16 protein-coding genes and 1 tRNA gene are annotated in these 18502 nt (G+C 69.6%); 10 read left to right on the top strand and 7 right to left on the bottom strand.

Annotation, left to right across the window (positions count from 1 at the left end):
* Positions 1–14: 14 nt before the first annotated feature.
* The 4 genes from gph to efp form a co-directional block, all read right to left on the bottom strand.
* Positions 15–713, bottom strand: coding sequence for a phosphoglycolate phosphatase (gene gph, locus ACW5DW_RS08615; protein WP_457018342.1), 699 nt, complete (start codon positions 711–713; stop codon positions 15–17).
* Positions 710–1426, bottom strand: a complete 717-nt coding sequence (gene ubiG / locus ACW5DW_RS08620) for a bifunctional 2-polyprenyl-6-hydroxyphenol methylase/3-demethylubiquinol 3-O-methyltransferase UbiG (RefSeq protein ID WP_457018343.1) — start codon at positions 1424–1426, stop codon at positions 710–712. Before ubiG ends, gph begins: the two co-directional genes overlap by 4 nt.
* Positions 1427–1586: 160 nt before the next feature.
* The gene (locus tag ACW5DW_RS08625) at positions 1587–2930 is read right to left on the bottom strand and encodes a TRZ/ATZ family hydrolase (RefSeq protein ID WP_457018344.1); all 1344 of its coding nucleotides are present in this window, start codon (positions 2928–2930) and stop codon (positions 1587–1589) included.
* Positions 2931–3264: 334 nt separating this feature from the next.
* Positions 3265–3831 (bottom strand): elongation factor P, encoded by a 567-nt coding sequence (gene efp / locus ACW5DW_RS08630; protein WP_457018345.1) that lies wholly within the window; start codon positions 3829–3831, stop codon positions 3265–3267.
* 85 nt (positions 3832–3916) lie between these two features.
* Between efp and epmB the strand changes: the two genes are divergently transcribed.
* On the top strand, positions 3917–4918 hold the full coding sequence (gene epmB, locus ACW5DW_RS08635; protein ID WP_457018346.1) for an EF-P beta-lysylation protein EpmB: 1002 nt from the start codon (positions 3917–3919) through the stop codon (positions 4916–4918).
* Between the two features lie 61 nt (positions 4919–4979).
* A complete protein-coding gene (locus ACW5DW_RS08640; protein WP_457018347.1) occupies positions 4980–7070 on the top strand; it encodes an EAL domain-containing protein in 2091 nt (696 codons plus the stop codon).
* Between the two features lie 227 nt (positions 7071–7297).
* On the opposite strand, the gene htpX is transcribed toward ACW5DW_RS08640, so the two are convergent.
* Positions 7298–8194: a protease HtpX gene (gene htpX, locus ACW5DW_RS08645; protein WP_457018441.1), complete on the bottom strand. Its 897-nt coding sequence runs from the start codon at positions 8192–8194 to the stop codon at positions 7298–7300.
* Between the two features lie 113 nt (positions 8195–8307).
* Between htpX and gluQRS the strand changes: the two genes are divergently transcribed.
* From gluQRS to phbB (ACW5DW_RS08665), 4 genes are all read left to right on the top strand, one after another.
* A complete protein-coding gene (gene gluQRS / locus ACW5DW_RS08650) occupies positions 8308–9225 on the top strand; it encodes a tRNA glutamyl-Q(34) synthetase GluQRS (protein WP_457018348.1) in 918 nt (305 codons plus the stop codon).
* 43 nt (positions 9226–9268) lie between these two features.
* A complete protein-coding gene (phbB, locus tag ACW5DW_RS08655; RefSeq protein WP_457018349.1) occupies positions 9269–10009 on the top strand; it encodes an acetoacetyl-CoA reductase in 741 nt (246 codons plus the stop codon).
* A gap of 135 nt (positions 10010–10144) precedes the next feature.
* Complete coding sequence (gene phaR, locus ACW5DW_RS08660) at positions 10145–10618, top strand: polyhydroxyalkanoate synthesis repressor PhaR (protein ID WP_457018350.1); 474 nt, start codon at positions 10145–10147, stop codon at positions 10616–10618.
* A gap of 64 nt (positions 10619–10682) precedes the next feature.
* Positions 10683–11423 carry an acetoacetyl-CoA reductase gene (phbB, locus tag ACW5DW_RS08665; RefSeq protein ID WP_457018351.1) on the top strand — a complete coding sequence of 247 codons (741 nt, stop codon included), beginning with the start codon at positions 10683–10685 and terminating at the stop codon, positions 11421–11423.
* Positions 11424–11484: 61 nt separating this feature from the next.
* On the opposite strand, the gene ACW5DW_RS08670 is transcribed toward phbB (ACW5DW_RS08665), so the two are convergent.
* Positions 11485–12405 (bottom strand): M48 family metallopeptidase, encoded by a 921-nt coding sequence (locus tag ACW5DW_RS08670; RefSeq protein WP_457018352.1) that lies wholly within the window; start codon positions 12403–12405, stop codon positions 11485–11487.
* Positions 12406–12437: 32 nt separating this feature from the next.
* Positions 12438–14315 (bottom strand): formylglycine-generating enzyme family protein, encoded by a 1878-nt coding sequence (locus ACW5DW_RS08675; RefSeq protein ID WP_457018353.1) that lies wholly within the window; start codon positions 14313–14315, stop codon positions 12438–12440.
* Between the two features lie 124 nt (positions 14316–14439).
* Here ACW5DW_RS08675 and rnd point away from each other — a divergent pair, with 124 nt between their 5' ends.
* From rnd to nirK, 4 genes are all read left to right on the top strand, one after another.
* Positions 14440–15567, top strand: a complete 1128-nt coding sequence (gene rnd, locus ACW5DW_RS08680; RefSeq protein WP_457018354.1) for a ribonuclease D — start codon at positions 14440–14442, stop codon at positions 15565–15567.
* 13 nt (positions 15568–15580) lie between these two features.
* Positions 15581–15656: transfer RNA gene (locus tag ACW5DW_RS08685), tRNA-Ala, on the top strand.
* 227 nt (positions 15657–15883) lie between these two features.
* A complete protein-coding gene (locus ACW5DW_RS08690) occupies positions 15884–16927 on the top strand; it encodes a patatin-like phospholipase family protein (protein WP_457018355.1) in 1044 nt (347 codons plus the stop codon).
* A 153-nt stretch (positions 16928–17080) separates the two neighbouring features.
* Positions 17081–18247, top strand: a complete 1167-nt coding sequence (gene nirK / locus ACW5DW_RS08695) for a copper-containing nitrite reductase (RefSeq protein ID WP_457018356.1) — start codon at positions 17081–17083, stop codon at positions 18245–18247.
* Positions 18248–18502 lie beyond the last annotated feature (255 nt).

An 18502-nucleotide genomic window follows, 5' to 3' on the forward strand; every position in this document is an offset into this window, starting at 1 on the left:
TTGTAGGAGCGGCTTCAGCCGCGAACATCCGGCCAGACCGCCGGATCGAGCAGTTCCGCCGGCGCGTGGACCATCACGTCGCCCTGCCACGCCGCCGGATCGTCGCCTGCCAGCCTGTAGCCCCAGAGCGCGACCACCGAGGCCATGCCCGCGGCACGCGCCGCGTCGATGTCGCGGCGGTCGTCGCCGACGTAGGCGCAGACGGACGGATCGATGCCGATCGCCGCGGCCGCATGCAACAGCGGCAACGGGTGCGGTTTGCGTTCGGCCAGCGAATCACCGCCGACCAGCACGCCGCTGCGGCGGTCCCAGCCCAGCATCGGCAGCAGCTCGCGGGCCAGGCGCTCGGGTTTGTTGGTGACGATGCCCCAGCGCACGCCGTCGGCTTCCAGTGCGCCGAGCATCGCCTCGATGCCTTCGAAGGGCCGGCCGTGATGGCCGAGTTCCTCGCGGTAGACCTCCAGGAACTCGGGCACCAGCTCCGGTACGGCTTCGGCTGCCACGTCGGGGAAAGCGGCGGAGGCCATCGCCCGGGCGCCGCGCGAGACGTGGGGACGGATCGCCTCGAGCATCATCGGCGCCCTGCCCCGCGAGGCACGCATGCGGTTGAGCGTGGCGAGCATGTCCGGCGCACTGTCGAGCAGGGTGCCGTCGAGGTCGAACAGGACGCCGCGGGGGAAACGGCCGGCTGGCCGCGCCTGGGAAGTCGTCACGGCTTCAACGCGCACGCCAGGTAGTTCACGTCGGTGCGCGACACGATCCGGGCCGAGTTGCGCCACGGCTCGTACATCATGCCGCTGACATCCTCCAGCCCCAGGCCGGCGGCGCGCAGCCAGCCGGCCAGCTCGGACGGGCGGATGAACTCGCTGTAGCGATGGGTCCCGGTCGGCAGCAGGCGCGCGATGTACTCCGCACCGACGATGGCGAGTGCGAACGCGGCCGGCGTGCGATTGATGGTGGAGACGAACAGGCGTCCGCCGGGGCGCAGCAGCGCCGCGCAGGCATGGAGGATGGCGGCCGGATCGGGCACGTGCTCGAGCATCTCCATGCAGGTGACCGCGTCAAACGTGCCGGGCTGCTCGGCCGCGAGCGCCTCGACCGCCTGCACCCGGTAGTCCACGTGCACGCCGGATTCGAGCGCATGCAGCCGCGCCACTTTCACCAGCTCCGGGGCGAGATCGATCGCGGTGACCTCCGCGCCCGCCTTGGCCATGGCCTCGCTGAGCAGTCCGCCGCCGCAGCCCACGTCCAGCACCCTGGCGCCGGACAGCGGCGTGCGGGCGGCCACGTAACCCAGCCGCGCGGGATTGAGCGCGTGCAGGGGCTTCTGCGGACCAGCCGGATCCCACCAGCGGTTGGCGAGCGCGGCAAACCGGTCGAGTTCGGCCTGGTGGAAGTTGGTCCCGCGGGCGGAGGCAGTGCTCATGTCGGCAATCTCGATGAATCGGTCCAGTGCAAGCTGGGGGTTGGCGGCAGCCAGGAGGCTGGACGTGGATGGCGGTATGGATTGGTGATGGATTCGGGGGCCGATGCGCAGCGGCGCGAGCTATGGATTGCAGCCTGCACTGGAATGACGGCCGAACGGATCAACCGGTGCGGACCGTGGCGATGCGCTCGCGCCACTGCCGCGCATTGGCGACGATGGCGTCCGCATCCATGTCCACCAGCAGGCCGTTGCGCAGCTTCGCGCGGCCGCCGATCCACACGTCGTCGACCTGGTGGCGGCCGGTCGCATAGACCAGCTGCGAGACCACGTGGTACAGCGGCTGCGTCTCCAGTGCGGACAGGTCGACGCAGGCCAGGTCGGCCTGCTTGCCGGGCTCGATCGAACCGATCAGGTGGTCGAAGCCGATCGCCTTCGCCCCGCCGAGGGTCGCGGCACGCAGCGCCGTGAACGCGTCCAGCCCAGCGGCGTCGTCGGCGACGGCCTTCGCCAGCAGCGCCGCGGTGCGGGTTTCACCGAACATGTCGAGATCGTTGTTGCTGGCCACGCCGTCGGTGCCGATCGCGAGCGTGACGCCGGCACGTTCGAGCGCGCAGGCCGGGCAGAACCCGGATGCCAGCTTGAGGTTGGACTCCGGGCAATGCACCACGCTCACGCCGCGTTCGGCGCACAGGTGGATCTCGGCTTCGGTGAGCTGGGTCATGTGCACCGCGATCAGGCGGTCGTTGACCAGGCCCAGCCGGTCGAGCCGCGCGATCGGGCGCTGGCCGTGCTCCTTCAGGGACTGCTGTACTTCCTGCGCGGTCTCGTGCAGGTGCAGGTGCACGGGCACGTCGAGCTGGTCGGCCAGCATGCGCACACGCTCGAAGTTGGCGTCGCTGACCGTGTATGGCGCGTGCGGCGCGAACGCGGTGGCCACCAGCGGATCGTCGCGCCACTGGTCGTGGACAGCGCCGGCCTTGTCGAAATACTCGTCGTCGCTGGCGGCCCAGGCGGTCGGGAAATCGATCACCGGCAGGCCGATGCGTGCGCGGAAGCAGTACTTCCTGTACGTCGCCGCCTGCACGTCTGGGAAGAAATAGTTCTCGTTGACACAGGTCACGCCGCCACGCAGCAGTTCGGCGATCGCCAGGGTCACGCCATCCTCGACGAAGGCCGGGCTCATCACCGCACCCTCGATCGGCCAGATGTGCTCCTGCAGCCAGACCTTGAGCGGCAGGTCGTCCGCGACCCCGCGCAACAGCGTCATCGGGTTGTGGGTGTGGGCGTTGACCATGCCGGGGATCAGCGCCGCGTCGGGGCGCGACACCGTCTCCTTCGGCGCGAAGCGGCTGCGCGCCTGCGCGATCGGCAGGACCGCGACGATGACGCCATCGCGCACGACCACGGCGTGATCCTCGAGCACCACGCCATGCGGCACGATCGGCACGACGAAACCGGCTTCGATCAGCAGGTCACAGGCCTGGGGAGGGGGAATGTCCGTCATGCCGACATTCTGACAGGTCGCATTGGACGCCGCGTTGAAGGCCGGGCGCGTGCCCATTTGCTTGCCTGCCGCTCCGGACCGGCGCAGCGGACCCGACAGCAGCCGCACCACTGATTGGAAGAGACCCCTCGCCTGCGGCTCGGGATGACGCAAGGCACGCGCAACGCGCGTGGCGATGGGCGGCCTCGCCCCGGATGAGATCCCTCGCCTGCGGCTCGGGATGACGCAACGGCACGCGCATCGCGCGCGGCGATGGGCGGCCTCGCCCCGGATGAGATCCCTCGCCTGCGACTCGGGATGACGCAACGGCACGCGCATCGCGCGTGCCGTTGCGTCACTTCACCCGGCTGACGTATTCGCCGGAGCGGGTGTCGACCTTGATCATTTCTTCCTGGCCCACGAACAGCGGCACCCGGACCACCGCGCCGGTTTCCAGCGTGGCCGGCTTGCCGCCGCCGCCGGAGGTGTCGCCGCGCACGCCAGGGTCGGTCTCGGTGATCTTCAGCTCCACGAAGTTCGGCGGCGTCACCATGATCGGCGTTCCGTTCCACAGCGTGACCACGCAGGTCTCCTCGCCCTTCAGCCACTTCTCCGCGCCGCCCATGCCGGTCTCGTCGGCCTGCACCTGTTCGAAACTCTCCGGATTCATGAAATGCCAGTACTCGCCATCGCTGTAGAGGTACTGCATGTCGGTGTCGACCACGTCGGCGGCCTCGACCGAATCGGTCGACTTCATCGTGACTTCCTGCAACCGGCCGGACTTGATGAGCCGATAGCGCACGCGGGTGAAGGCCTGGCCCTTGCCGGGCTTGACGAAGTCGGTCTCGATGATGATCGCCGGTTCGTTGTGGACCAGGATCTTCTGGCCGTTCTTGACGTCGTTCATGCCCAAACTGGCCATGGGGTCTCCTGCTTGGCCGCGCGCGGGCGGCTAGAATGATGGGATTGGACTCCCGGCGGGGCCGGGCGAGGAATACGGACCACTCATGATAACTGCTGCCCCTACCCGGCTGCAGCCGCAGGGCTGGCAGCAGGCCTGGCGCGACGCGGTGCGCGACCCGCGCGAGCTGGTCGCGCTGCTGGGCCTGGAGGCGATCGTGCCGGTCTCGGATGCCGCGACGGCGGCCTTCGCGCTGCGCGTGCCGCATGCCTTCGTGGCGCGGATGCGGCGCGGCGACCCCCACGACCCGCTGCTGCGCCAGGTGCTGCCGCTGGACGAGGAACTGCGGCCCGTGCCCGGCTTCAGCCTGGACGCGGTCGGCGATGCCGACGCCGGCGCCGGCCAGGGCGTGATCCGCAAGTACGCGGGGCGCGCCCTGCTGGTCGCCACCGGCAGTTGCGCGGTGCACTGCCGCTACTGCTTCCGCCGCCACTTTCCCTATGCCGAGCAGAGTGCGGCGTCAGGTGGCTGGCAGGCTGCGGTCGAGGCGATCGCGGCAGACGACTCGCTGCACGAGGTGATCCTGTCCGGCGGCGATCCGCTGTCGCTGGCCACGCCCAAGCTCGCCGAGCTCACCAGCGCGCTGGCCGGCATCGGCCACGTACGGCGGCTGCGCATCCACACGCGCCTGCCGGTGGTCCTGCCTGAGCGGGTGGACGAGGCCCTGGCGGCTTGGCTGTCGGCGCTGCCGTGGCCGGTCTCGGTGGTGCTCCACGCCAACCACGCGCAGGAATTCGATGCCCAGGTCGATACCGCACTGGCACGGCTGCGCGCGACAGGCGCGCTGCTGCTCAACCAGGCCGTGCTCCTGCGCGGCGTGAACGACAGCCTCGACGCGCAGGTGGCACTGCACGAGCGCAGCTTCGACGCCGGCGTGCTGCCCTACTACCTGCACCAGCTCGACCGCGTCGCAGGCGCGGCCCATTTCGAGGTGCCGGACGCCGAGGCACTGGCCTTGCATGCCGCGCTGCGTGGACGGCTGCCGGGTTACCTCGTGCCGCGACTCGTGCGCGAAGTGGCGGGCGACACGTCCAAGCGGCCACTGTGAGCGTCGGCGATGGACGCCAGCAACCGGCCATGTCATAACGCGGCCACATGGAGAGGAACACATGTCGATGAAGTCTGACAACGCCTTGCGCCTGCTGATCGTGGACGATCGGGTCGAGGACGCCGAGGCGCTGGTCAGCGGTCTGCGCAACGCCGGGATCGCGGTCCGCCCGGTGCGCGCGGCCAGCACAGACGAACTCACGGCGGCGCTCTCGGGCCCGGCCGACCTGGTGCTGGCCGCGCTGTCTTCGCAGTTACTGCCGTTCGCCGACGCCGTACAGCTGGTCACCGGCTGCGGCAAGGACCTGCCGGTGGTCGCGATTGCCGACCAGCTCGACGAAGCGCAATACGACGCCGCGCTGAGCCTCGGCGCACGCGCGGTGGCGGTCCGGCACCGGCCGCAGCAGGTGCTGTCGCAGGTGCGCAACGAGTGGGCCAATCTCGACGCGCGCCGCGCACAGCGCCGCCTCGAGTCGCGCGTGCGCGAGACCGAGCGCCGCTGCGACGCGCTGATCGACTCCTCGCGCGACCCGATCGCCTACATCCACGAAGGCATGCACATCCGCGCCAACGCCGCCTACCTGGAGATGTTCGGCTACGAGAGTTTCGAGGACGTCGAAGGCATGTCGCTGCTCGACATGGTTGCGCCGCAGCACGTGGAGGGCTTCAAGCAACTGCTCAAGTCGCTGGCAAAGGGCGACCCGCCGCCGCCGCGCCACGAACTGGAAGCGCGCGATCTGGACGGCAACGCCTTCGCCGCGTCGATGGAGTTCACCCAGGCCCAGTACGAGGGCGAGCCCTGCCTGCAGGTGGTGTTCCGCCGCCAGGAGTTCGACCCGGAGCTGGCCCAGGAGCTGGAGGAGCTGCGCCAGCGCGACCAGGTCACCGGCCTGCTCAACCGGCCCACCTTCCTGCGCTCGCTGGAGGACGCGGTCGACGACGCCGGGCAGAAGAACGGCCAGCACGGCCTGCTGATGATCGAGCCGGACCATTACCACCGCCTGCTGCAGGACATCGGCCTGGATTCGGCCGACGCACTGTTGGCCTCGATCGGCCAACGCCTGCAGGCGTTGCTCCGGCAGGACGAGCTGGGCGGCCGCGCGATCGGCGCACGCTTCTCCGAGCACACCCTGGCGGTGCTGCTGCGCGGCAGCGACTATGCCGCCACCTGCGCGCTCGCCGAGAAGATCCTGGCCGCGTTCTCGGCCGACGTGTTCCAGATCGGCACGCGCTCGAGCGTGATCAGCGCCAGCATCGGCGGCGTGCAGATCGGCGAGAAGATCGCCAGCATCTCGCAGGTGCTGGCCAAGGCCTCGCAGGGCGTGGAATCGTCCAGCGGAGTGGGCGGCAACCGCTTCGAGATCTTCGACCCGGCAGCGGTGGACCGCGCGGAGGAAGAGCACGTGCGCGCCTGGGTGGCGCGCCTGCGCGAGGCACTGGACAACCAGCGCTTCGTGCTGCATTACCAGCCGACCATCAACCTGCAGGGCGACACCGGCGCCACCTACGAGGCGCTGATGCGCCTGGACCCGGGCGACGGCCAGCTGATCGCACCGGGCAACTTCCTGCAGATCGCCGAAGACCACAGCCTGCTCGGCGAGATCGACCGCGCGGTGCTCAGCCACGCGATCACCGCGATCGGCCAGCGCATCGCGTCCAACCGGCCGACCACACTGCTGGTCAAGGTCAGCCAGGCCGCGCTGGACGACCCGGGGCTGGCCGAGTTCATCGGCCAGCAGCTGCAGGCGCATGGTGTGCCTGGCGAGTACCTGGTCCTGCAGTTGCCCGAGGCCAAGGTGTTCACCCACCTCAAGGCGACCCAGGCCTTTGCCGATGCGATCGGACGCTTCGATTGCCGGCTGTCGCTGGAGCAGTTCGGCATGGGCCTGGATTCGTTCCAGCTGCTGGCCCATCTCAAGCCGAACCTGGTCAAGATCGACCGCAGCTTCATCGAAGACCTGCCGCGCAGCACCGACAACCAGAACCGGGTGCGCGAGATCGCCAACCGCGCGCGCGAACTGGGCATCCGCACCATCGCCGAACACGTGCAGGACGCGGCCAGCATGTCGATCCTGTTCTCTTCGGGCGTCGACTACGTGCAGGGCTTCTTCCTGGCTTCGCCCGGGCCGTCGATGAACTACGACTTCGAGTAGCAGGGGGCGCTGCCCGGGACGTCTGGGGACGCTGTCCCGGACGTCTGGGGACGCTGCGCCCTGGCCCGGCCGGTCCAGCGATCTCCGGGTTGCCGGCATTCCAGCGAACGCTGGAAGCGCTTTTCAACAGCCCGAAGGGCTGGTCATCCATTGACCTGCAGTTGAACGTCAAAATGGATCCCGGCGTGCGCCGCGTGCGCCGGGATGACGAAGGCTGCGATCACGCCTTAAACCGCGATCCCCTCGCGCAGCGTCTCCGGCGGTGCGCTGCGCAGCGCGGCGATGCGCTCTTCCAGCGGCGGGTGGCTCATCAGCAGCCGGCGCAGGCCGAAGCCGGGCGATCCGCTGATGCCGAAGGCGGCGATCTGCTTGGGCAGAGTGTTCGCGCCCTGGTTTTGCGCGAGGCGCTCGAGCGCGGCGATCATCTTGTGGCGGCCCGCCAGGGCGGCGCCGCCGGCGTCGGCGCGGAACTCGCGGTGCCGCGAGAACCACATCGCGATCATGCTGGCAAACAGCCCGAAGATCATGTCCAGCACGAACACGATGGCGAAGTACGCCATCCCGCCGCCGTTGTCGCGGCCGCCGCTGAGGTAGCCGTCCACCACCCGGCCGACCACGCGTGCCAGCACGATCACGAAGGTATTGAGCACGCCCTGCAGCAGGGCCATGGTCACCATGTCGCCATTGGCCACGTGAGCAACCTCATGGGCGAGCACGGCTTCGGCCTCGTCGCGATCCATCGAGCGCAGCAGGCCGGTCGAAACCGCCACCAGCGCGTTGTTGCGGTTGGCGCCGGTGGCGAAGGCGTTGATCTCGGGCGCGTCGTAGACGGCCACCTCGGGCATGCCGATGCCGGCCGACTCGGCCTGGCGGCGGACAGTCTCCACCAGCCAGCGCTCGACCTCGCTGCGCGGCTCCGCAATCACTTTCGCACCGCTGAAGCGCTTGGCCGTCCACTTCGACAGCGCCAGCGAGATCAGCGAGCCGCCGAAACCAAACAGCGCCGCGAACACCAGCAGGCCGCCGAAGGTCGACGGGTTCACACCGAGAACGGACATGACGATGCTGACCAGCGCCAGCACGGCCAGGTTGGTGAGCAGGAACAAAGTGATGCGCTTGAACATGTGCAGGCTTCCAGAGCTGGCGCGTGGGGCGCCGGTCATTGTGATCGATTATGGTTGGCCACGATGAATTTCAAGTCGCGGGGCAGCCCGCGCGCCTCCCCATTCAGCCGCACATGCCCGACCCCGCCCCCGTCCATCGCGGCCGCTTCGCGCCCTCGCCCACCGGCCCGCTGCATTTCGGCTCGCTGGTCGCCGCGCTGGGCAGCTGGCTGATGGCGTGCCGCCGGTCGGGCGGCCAATGGCTGCTGCGGGTCGAGGACATCGATCCGCCACGCGAGGTCGCCGGTGCCGCCGCGGCACAGCTGCGAACGCTGGCGGGGTTCGGGCTCCACGGCGATGGCCCGGTGCTGTACCAGGGCGGTCGTGGCGCGATCTACCAGGCGGCGCTCGACCGCCTGCTGGCGAGCGGAGACGCCTTCACCTGCCACTGCAGCCGCGCCGCGCTGGCCGCCAGCGGGGGCATCCATCGCCGCTGCGTGCCCGGCGCGCAGCGCGACGATCCCGCCGTGCGCCTGCGCGTTGCCGACGGCACGGTCATCGCCTTCGTCGACCTCGTCCACGGCCCCGTGCGGCAGGACGTGGCCGCCGAAGTCGGCGACTTCGTGCTGCGCCGCGCCGACGGCCCCTGGGCCTACCAGCTGGCGGTGGTGGTCGACGACGCCGCCCAAGGCATCACCGAGGTCGTGCGCGGCGCGGACCTGCTCGATTCCACCGCCCGCCAGATCCTGCTGCAGCAACGGCTGGGCTTGTCGACGCCGGCATACGCGCACCTGCCGCTGGTCGAGGACGACGACGGACACAAGCTGTCGAAGTCGCATGCAGCGCTGCCGGTCGATGCCGCGGCCCCGATGGATGCACTCCGCGCGGCCTGGCGCGTACTCGGCCAGGATGCCGAGGCGGTCGTGTCAGCCCGCACGCCTGCGGCATTCCTCTCCCGTGCCCTGCCCGCGTTCGACCCCGCCCGCATTCCGCGCGGCCCCGTCCCGCTGCGCGCCGCGATGCACAACACATCTGTAGCCTGCCGCGACTAGACTGGATGCGGTGCCGCGACTGCGGCGGAAGAGGATGAAGGACATGGCAACTCGCGTGGCTCTGGTGACCGGTGGAACCGGTGGGATTGGCACGGCGATCTGCAAGCGGCTTGCAGACCAGGGCCACAAGGTGGCGACCAATTATCGCAACGAGGAAAAGGCCCGCGCCTGGGAAGCGCACATGAAGGCTGACGGCTACGAGTTCACCCTGGTCAAGGGCGACGTCACCTCGCCGGAGGAAGCTGCCGCGATGGTGCGCGAAGTCGAGGAGAAGCTCGGCCCCGTCGAGATCCTGGTCAACAACGCCGGCATCACCCGCGACGGCACCTTCCACAAGATGGTTGCCCAGCAGTGGACCGACGTCATCAACACCAACCTCAACTCGGTGTTCAACGTCACCCGCCCGGTGATCGAGGGCATGCGCGAGCGCAAGTGGGGGCGAATCATCCAGATCAGCTCGATCAACGGCCTCAAGGGCCAGTACGGCCAGGCCAACTACGCCGCGGCCAAGGCCGGCATGCACGGCTTCACCATTTCGCTGGCGCGCGAAAACGCCAAGCTGGGCATCACCGTCAACACGGTCTCGCCCGGCTACGTGGCCACCGACATGGTGATGGCGGTGCCCGAGGAAGTCAGGGCCAAGATCGCGGCCGACATCCCCACCGGCCGCCTGGGCAAGCCCGAGGAGATCGCCTACGCGGTCAACTTCCTGGTCGACGAGCAGGCCGCGTGGATCACCGGCTCCAACCTCGACATCAACGGCGGGCACCACATGGGCTGGTGAGCCCCGTTTCCCGTACGGCAGCGGAGGCCGGCCTGCCCGGCCTTCCTGCCTGTCCGCCGCAGCCACGGCCCCGGCTTGCAAGCCGTGCTGCGCTGCGCCATGCTGCGAGGCACCAATCCTTCGAGCAGTTGCTCCATGGCCTCGACCCGGATCATCAAGAAGTATCCCAACCGTCGTCTCTACGACACCGAGATCTCCAGCTACATCACGATCGAGGATGTGCGCCAGCTGATCGTCGACGGTGAGCAGTTCGAGGTCCGCGACGCCAAGTCCGGCGACGACATCACCCGTTCGGTGCTGCTGCAGATCATCTCCGAGCACGAGTCGAACGGAGAGCCGGTGCTCTCGACCCAGTTGCTGAGCCAGATCATCCGTTTCTACGGCGACTCGATGCAGGGCTTCATGGGCAGCTACCTCGAGCGCTCCATGCAGGCGTTCCTCGACCAGCAGCAGCAGTTCCGCCAGCAGATGGGCGGCGTGCTCGGGCAGACGCCGTGGGCGATGATGAACCAGCTCACCGAGCGCAACATGGAAATGTGGAAGGAACTCCAGAAGAACCTGACCGGCAGCGTCGGCCAGAAGCCGGACCCGGACCGCCGCGGTCGCTGACCGCGCCGGCGCTTCCGCGACGCGCGACGCGCGCGCCCCGTTTCCCACCTCCCAAGCACTCCGCATGAACAATCGCGTGGCCGTCGTGACTGGCGGCATCGGCGGGCTCGGCTCGTCCATCTGCATCCACCTCGCCCGCGCCGGGCGTCGCGTCATCGCCGCCGACCTGGGCAATGACCCCACCCGCATCTCCAACTTCGAACGGCAGGTCGAAGGCCTCGACGTCCGTTTCGCGACGCTCGACGTCTCCGACTTCGACGCCTGCGCCGCCTTCGTCCAGGACGTCGAGCAGACCGACGGATCGCTCGACGTGCTGGTCAACGCCGCTGGCATCACCCGCGACACCACGCTGCGCAAGATGGAGCGCTCGCAGTGGGATGCGGTGATGTCGGTCAACCTTGACAGCGTGTTCAACCTGTGCCGGCACGCGGTCGAAGGCATGATGTCGCGCGGCTTCGGCCGCATCGTCAACATCAGTTCGGTCAATGGCCAGACCGGCCAGTTCGGCCAGACCAACTACTCGGCCGCCAAGGCTGGCATGCATGGCTTCACGATGGCGCTGGCGCGCGAGGTTGCGCGCAAGGGCGTGACCGTGAACTCGGTGTCGCCGGGCTACTGCGAGACCGCGCTGGTCGCGGCGATCCCCGAAGAGATCCGCCAGGGCATCGTCGACCGCGTGCCCGCCGGCCGCCTCGGGCAGCCGTCCGAGATCGCGCGCACAGTGGGCTTCCTCAGCGACGACGAGGCCGGCTACATCACCGGCGCCAACATCCCCGTCAACGGCGGGCTGTACATGGGGTTCTGACCGCGGGCAGGCACGGTCGCCGCGCGTTTCGCGACGATGCGCACGCGCCTCGCGCGCCAGCTCAGGGCTGGCCCGCCGCCGCTCCCTGCCCGGTTTTGCAGAAGCGCTTGCGGTACTCCAGCGCCTTTGGCATCAGCGACTGCAGGTTGGCTATGCGCGTGCCGGGGTTGGGATGGGTGGACGAGAATTCCGGCTGCGCCTGGCCACCGCTGGCCTCGCCCATGCGCTCCCACAGCGGCACCGACTCCTGCGGATCGAAGCAGGCGGCCGCGGCCAGCATCAGCCCGACCTCGTCGGCCTGCGTTTCGTGCTTGCGCGCATACGGCAGCAGGTAGCCATAACCCATCGCGGCCATGATCATCTGCTGCTGTTGCGGATCCATGCCGCTCATCGCGCCGGCCATCTGCCCGACCTGGCTCAGCTTCTGCTGTGCCATCCGTTGTGCGCCGTGGCGCAGCAGGGCGTGCGCGATCTCGTGGCCCATCACCACCGCCATCGCGTTCTCGTTCTGCGCCACCGGCACCAGGCCGGTATAGACCGCCATCTTCCCGCCCGGCAGGCAGAACGCGTTGGCCTGGTCGGATTCGATGACGTTGACCTCCCACTGGAAGTCCTGCGAAAACGTCGGCGCCTGCTGGCCGTTTTCCGCGGCAAGCGCGGCCTCGACCTCGGGCACCTTGTCCACCAGGCGCTGCGCGATGCCGCGCACCTGGCGCGCGATCTGCGAATCCGGATCCACCGGCTGCTCCTGGCCCAGGATCTCGCGATAGGCCTCCAGTCCAAGGGCCTTCTCGTCCTCGATCGACAGGCTGCGGTCGATCAACACCGACTCGCCGGTCACCGCGTCCACCGACTGGTTGGAAAACCAGTAGTACACGCCGTAGCCGGCAAACAGCAACAGGATGATGAAGCGCGGGTTGATGCCGCGCTTGCCCCCAGCCGGCTGCTGCCGGTTACGCCCACCGAACGGGTCACGTCGCATCGCTTCTCCTCCGGCCCCAGCCGATCAGTCCTTTACAGATCACGTACCACGCGGAACCCGAGGCGCGCATTGGTGGTGTCCACCGATGCCGGTGCACGCCAGGCCGAACGGGTCTGGGCGGGCGAACTGGCCCAGGAACCGCCGCGGATGACCTGGTCGCGGCAGCCCGGGTTGATCCAGGCCGAACCGTCGCCAGGCGCGCGGCGGTAGCCATCATGCCAGCAGTCGGCCACCCATTCGCTGACGTTGCCCGACATGTCGTGAAGGTCCCATGCATTGGGCGCCATGCTGCCCACCGGCGACGGGCCCCAGTAGCCGTCGCCATAGCCGGCGAAGGCATTGGCCCAGCTGCGCCCCGCCGGCGAGCGGTCCAGCCCGCCAGTGGTGTTGGCCACGCCGGACGGCGGATCGCCCTCGCCCCAGGGGAAGCGTCCGCTGCCGCCGGCGCGCAGTGCGTATTCGAATTCGGCCTCGCTGGGCAGGCGATAGCGGCGGCCGGTCTGCGCCGACAGCCACTCGACATAGGCCTGCGCGTCGCGCGCACCAACGTGCACCACCGGCAGGCCGTCGTCGGCCGGACGGCCCAGGTAATCGGTATGCCAGTCGGCGCCGCTGCTGCGCACGAAGTTGTTGCTGCGCTCGTCGTAGACCATCGAAAAACCGCGGCGCGAGGCGCGTGTGCGGTGGCCGGTCGCGGCGATGAAGCGCCGGAACTGGCCGACCGTGATCTCGCGGATCGACATGCCGAAGCCGCGCGCGAAGCGGACCGGATGCGCCGGCCGCTCGTAGTCGCTGGCGTCGCGTTCGCGCTCGGGCGCGCCCATGGTGAACGCACCGTGCGGCACCACCGCCATCTGCGGGCCGCGGCCGCCGGTCTGCAGCGCGTCGGTGAACACCTGCCCTGGCGCATACAGGCCGTAATGCACGGCCAGGTCGATGCGTTCGCGCAGCTCGAGCGCGGCAGGGTCGCCGGGACGGGCGATGCGCAGCAGTTCGGCCAGATGGCGCCGGGCCAGGTCGATGCCGCCGAACTTTGGCAGCGCGCCGATGCCGAGGTCGCGCAGCCGCGTGATCCGGGTGGTGCGGATCGTCGCGACACGCTCGCGCGCGTCGTCCACGGTCTCCAGACCGGCGTCCGGCCGCACCTCGGTGGCGTGGGCCAGCCAGCGCGCAGCCGTGTCGAAGTCGGCCGCCAGGGCAGCCTCCTCGGCGCGCCGGATCAGCGCGCTTTCCACCGCCGCCATGCCCTGGCGCGCGCGCGGCTGTTCCGGCGCCAGCGCCAGCGCCTGGCGGAAGGCGGCCAGCGCACCGCCGCCTTCCTCGCCGAGGTCACCGGCGGCCAGCGCCCGCTCGCCGACAGCGTTGAAGCCGGACACGCGCTCGGCCAGGTCGACCTGCGCGAGGAAGCCGAGGACCGCGTCGTCGCCGGGATCGATTGCACGCACGATGGCGGCCAGTTCCAGCGCACGCTGCAGTGCGGCGGCGTCTTCATCGGCGTCGGCCAGCGCGGCGGCGCCGGCCTGCAGCAGCTGGCGCAGGGCGCGGCGCAGGCCCGCTTCGGCAAATTGGCTGTGTTCAGGCAGGGTCGACAGCGCCAGGTAGATCGGCACGGCGGCATTGGCGTCCTCGTACAGTCTGCCTTCGGCCAGGGCGGCACTGGCACGCTCGCGCAGTTCGGCCGGGTCGGTGGACGCGAGATCGACCGCCGGTGCGCGCCAAGTGAGCCTGGCGGCGTCGCTGTCGTCGCCACTGATGGTGACGCTGCCGCCGTCGGCGTCCGACGCGGCAGCGGCTGCCCCGTCGCCGGGCGCGACCGCGCCGTCGTCCTCGCGGGCACACGCCGCGCACAGCACGGCGCCAAGCGCGCACGCGATCCAGGCCCTACGCAATCCTGACTTGCTCGACAGCATCGGCGCCAGATTAAGCGATCGCGGCAAACGGCGCGAAAGCGCGGCCCGCGCAACGGTGCGCGCGCCGCCCCTTCGCACGCTCGGCATTGCCATGCCTGCCCGCACGCCGTTAGGCTGCCGCCCCATGTCGTCTTCCCCACACTGGGTCGCGGACCCCGCCGTCCTCCGCACGCATCTCGCCGCCGCCACCGCCCGCGTCGCCGTCGATACCGAATTCATCCGCGAGCGCACCTACTGGCCGCAGCTGTCGCTGGTGCAGGTCGCGATCGAGGTGCCGGGTGCGCAGGAACCGGACATCCTGCTGCTGGACATGCTCGCCGAGGGCATGACCGCCGCGCTCGCGCCGCTGCTGTCGGACCGCTCGGTGCTCAAGATCATGCACAGCGCCAGCGAGGATCTGGTGGCGCTGCGCCAGTCCTGCGGCGCGGTGCCCGACCCGCTGTTCGATACCCAGATCGCGGCCTCGCTGGCCGGCGTCGGCCCCGGTCTTGGCTACCAGCGGCTGGTGCAGGAACTGCTCGGCATCGTCGTGGACAAGGGCGAGACCCGCTCGGACTGGATGAAGCGCCCGCTCTCGCCCTCGCAGCTGAGCTACGCCGCCGACGACGTGCGCCACCTGTTCGCCGTGCACGACGCCCTGGACGCCAGGCTGCAGGCGCTGGGGCGCGCAGAATGGCTCGCGGAAGACTGCGCAAGGATGATCGAAACGGCCCGCCGCGACGAGATCGAGCGCTGGCCGCACCTGTCGGTTCGCAGCGTCCAGTTCCTGGACGTCGACGGCCAGCGCAGGCTGCTGCGCCTGCTGCGCTGGCGCGAACTGCAGGCCCGGCGCAGCGACCGCCCGCGCAGCTGGGTACTGGACAACGAGCTGGCCACCACCCTCGCCCGCGATCCGCTGCCCGACCTCGCCGCGCTCGAGCGCCTGCTCGACGCCCACCCCAAGGCCCCGCGCAAGCTCGCCGCCGCCATCCTGGACGCCCTGGAAACGCCGCTCGACGACGAAGCCGAGGCGCCCGCGCCACGCACCAGCGAACGCGACCGCAAGGCCCTGCGCCGCCTCCAGGACGTGGTGGCCGCGCGCAGCGTTGAACTGGGCATGCCTGACGGCGTGCTCGCCTCGCGACGCTGGCTGGAAACCCTGCTCGACGGCGAGGACTGGCCCGGCATGCTCTCTGGCTGGCGCCGTGCCCAGCTCGAGCCCGTCCTGGCGCCGCTGCTGGACGTTGGCAGCGCGCCGATCGCGCCGTTATAATGCGCGCCCCTGTGGGGCCATAGCTCAGCTGGGAGAGCGCGTCGTTCGCATCGACGAGGTCGGGAGTTCGATCCTCCCTGGCTCCACCAATCGATCTGCAGGAGAAGGCCGGGAAACCGGCCTTTTTCTTTGGGCGCCCTGCCGATCAGTGAAAGCGTGCCCGTGATCCGGGCCTCGTGATGCAGCCCCTGCTTCAGCCGGCGACAGGCGGGTGACCGCTATGCTCGTGCGTTCTTCGACTGCCCCGGCAGCCACGCCACGCACCCGCTTGCGCTGGCCGGCACCCGACCTTCCTGCCCTGTCTCTCCGGACTGCCATGCTCTTCAACGCCGCCCTGCCCCGTTCCCTGTTCGCCGGCGTTCTCGCCGGCCTGGCCGCCTGCGGCGGCGGCAATGCGGTCCGTGGCGACGATGCACCGGCGCCCGTCGCCGCTCCGGTCGCGCCGGCACCACAGCTGCCGCCGGTGCGGATCGGCCTGGCGTTGGGTGGCGGCGCGGCCAAGGGATTCGCCCACATCGGCGCGATCAAGATGCTGGAGGCCAACGGGATCCGCGCCGACGTGGTGGCCGGCACCAGCGCCGGAAGCGTGGTCGGCGCGCTCTACGCCAGCGGCATGGACGCGTTCACCATGCAGGAACGCGCGGTGGCGCTGGATGAGTCGACCCTGCGCGACGTGCGCCTGTTCTCCGGCGGGCTGGTGCAGGGCCAGGCGCTGCAGGACTACGTCAACCGCGAACTCGGCGGACGCACGATCGAGCGCCTGGCCAAGCCGTTCGCGGCGGTGTCCACGCGCCTGGACAACGGTGATCGCGTGGTGTTCGTACGCGGCAACACCGGCCAGGCGGTGCGCGCCTCGAGCAGCGTGCCGGGCGTGTTCGAACCCACCCGCATCGGCAGCCACAGCTATGTCGATGGCGGCGTGGTCAGCCCGGTGCCGGTGGATGCCGCGCGCCAGCTGGGCGCCGACATCGTCATCGCCGTCGACATCTCCAGCAAAGCCGGCGGCACCGCGCCGACCGCGCTGGCTGGCATCGTCAACCAGTCGATCACGATCATGGGCCAGACCCTGGGCCGGCAGGAACTGGCACGCGCGGATGTGGTGATCCGCCCGCAGGTCAACGCGATCGGACCGGTCAGCTTCGAGCAGCGCAACGCCGCGATCCTCGAGGGCGAGCGCGCCGCGCTGGCGGCGCTACCGCAGATCCGGGCAAGGATCGCGGCCGCGGAGCAGGCGCGCCATGACGGGGCTGCACGTCGAAAAGCGGAGGCTGCGGCCGCGCAGGTGCCAGTCGACATCGACTGCGGGGACAGCTGGGTGCGCCGCCTCAACCCGTTCGCGAAGGACCGCCCCTGCGGCTGAGCCAGGCGGGCTTGATCCAGGTCAAGCGGAGCGCGTTCGACCCCCGAAAACGGACATACGCAGGCGTGTGGTTGATTTCAATCAATTGCAGGTATGCGCCCCGCGTCCACGCTATCCCCGAACCCAACAACGTGGATATCGAGGAAGCTCCTCATGAAACTCCTGCACACCAGTCTTCTGGCTTCGGCCCTCGTCCTGGCGATCGGCGCCAGCGCTCCCGCACCGGCATATGCCGTCGACGCACTTGAGCTGGTGAACGCCACCCTCGACCAGGCGTCCGATCTGGCGGCCCTGCCGCGCCAGCAGGTCACCCTGAAGCGCCCGCCCTTCGTCCACGACCACGACCAGGTGGCCAAGGGCGGCCCCAAGGTCGTGCAGTTCACGCTGCCGATCGTGGAACAGGAAATCGTCATCGACGGCGAAGGCACGAAGATGCACGCGATGACCTTCGGCGGCTCGATCCCCGGCCCGCTGATGGTGGTGCACGAGGGCGACTACGTGGAGGTCACCCTGGTCAATCCGGCCAGCAACGCGATGCCGCACAACATCGACTTCCACGCCGCCACCGGCGCGCTGGGCGGCGGTGACCTGACGATCGTGCAGCCGGGCGAGGAAGTGACGCTGCGCTGGAAGGCCACGCGCGCCGGCACGTTCGTCTACCACTGCGCACCGGGCGGTCCGATGACCCCCTGGCACGTGGTGGCCGGCATGCAGGGCACGATCATGGTGCTGCCGCGCGAAGGTCTGACCGACGGCAACGGCAAGTCCTTGAAGTACGACCGCGCCTACTACATCGGCGAGACGGAGTTCTACATCCCGCGCGACGGCAACGGCAACTTCAAGTCCTACGATTCGCACGCCGAATCGCTGCCCGACACGCTCGCTGCAATGAAGAGCCTGGTGCCCTCGCACGTGGTGTTCAACGGTGCGGTCGGCGCGCTTGCAGGCGACAACGCGATGACCTCGAAGGTGGGCGAGACAGTGCTGCTGGTGCACTCGCAGGCCAACCGCGACACGCGTCCGCACCTGATCGGCGGCCACGGCGACTACGTCTGGGAGGAAGGCAAGTTCGCCAACGCCCCGCTCAAGGACCTGGAGACCTGGTTCATCCGCGGGGGTTCGGCTGGCGCGGCGCTCTATACCTTCCGCCAGCCCGGCCTGTACGTGTACCTCAACCACAACCTGATCGAGGCGGTCCTGCTCGGCGCGGCAGCACACATCAAGGTCGACGGCGACAAGTGGGACCACGACCTGATGACCACGCCCTCCGCGGTCGGCGAGATCAAGCCTGATACCGACCTCTCGCTCCCGGGCAAGTAATTACGGCGTTCCCCTTCGCCGTTCGGCCACTCCCGCTCAGGCGGGGGTGGCCTTTTTCATGGGTCTTCTCCCATTCGAGGGAGTTGGATGAGGTCCCGGGCTTCGACTGGACGCCGCGCCCTGGCGACCGGGGGTCGCTTTTCGCTCGGTCAGGGCCGCTACGCGGTCCGGCCCGGCACAGCATGCCGGGCGCTCGCGTGGATGCGCGGCATGCCGCGCAAGCCATCCACGCTCTCCCTGCCCTGACTCACGCGC

The sequence above is a fragment of the Luteimonas sp. A482 genome (genome assembly GCF_054072655.1).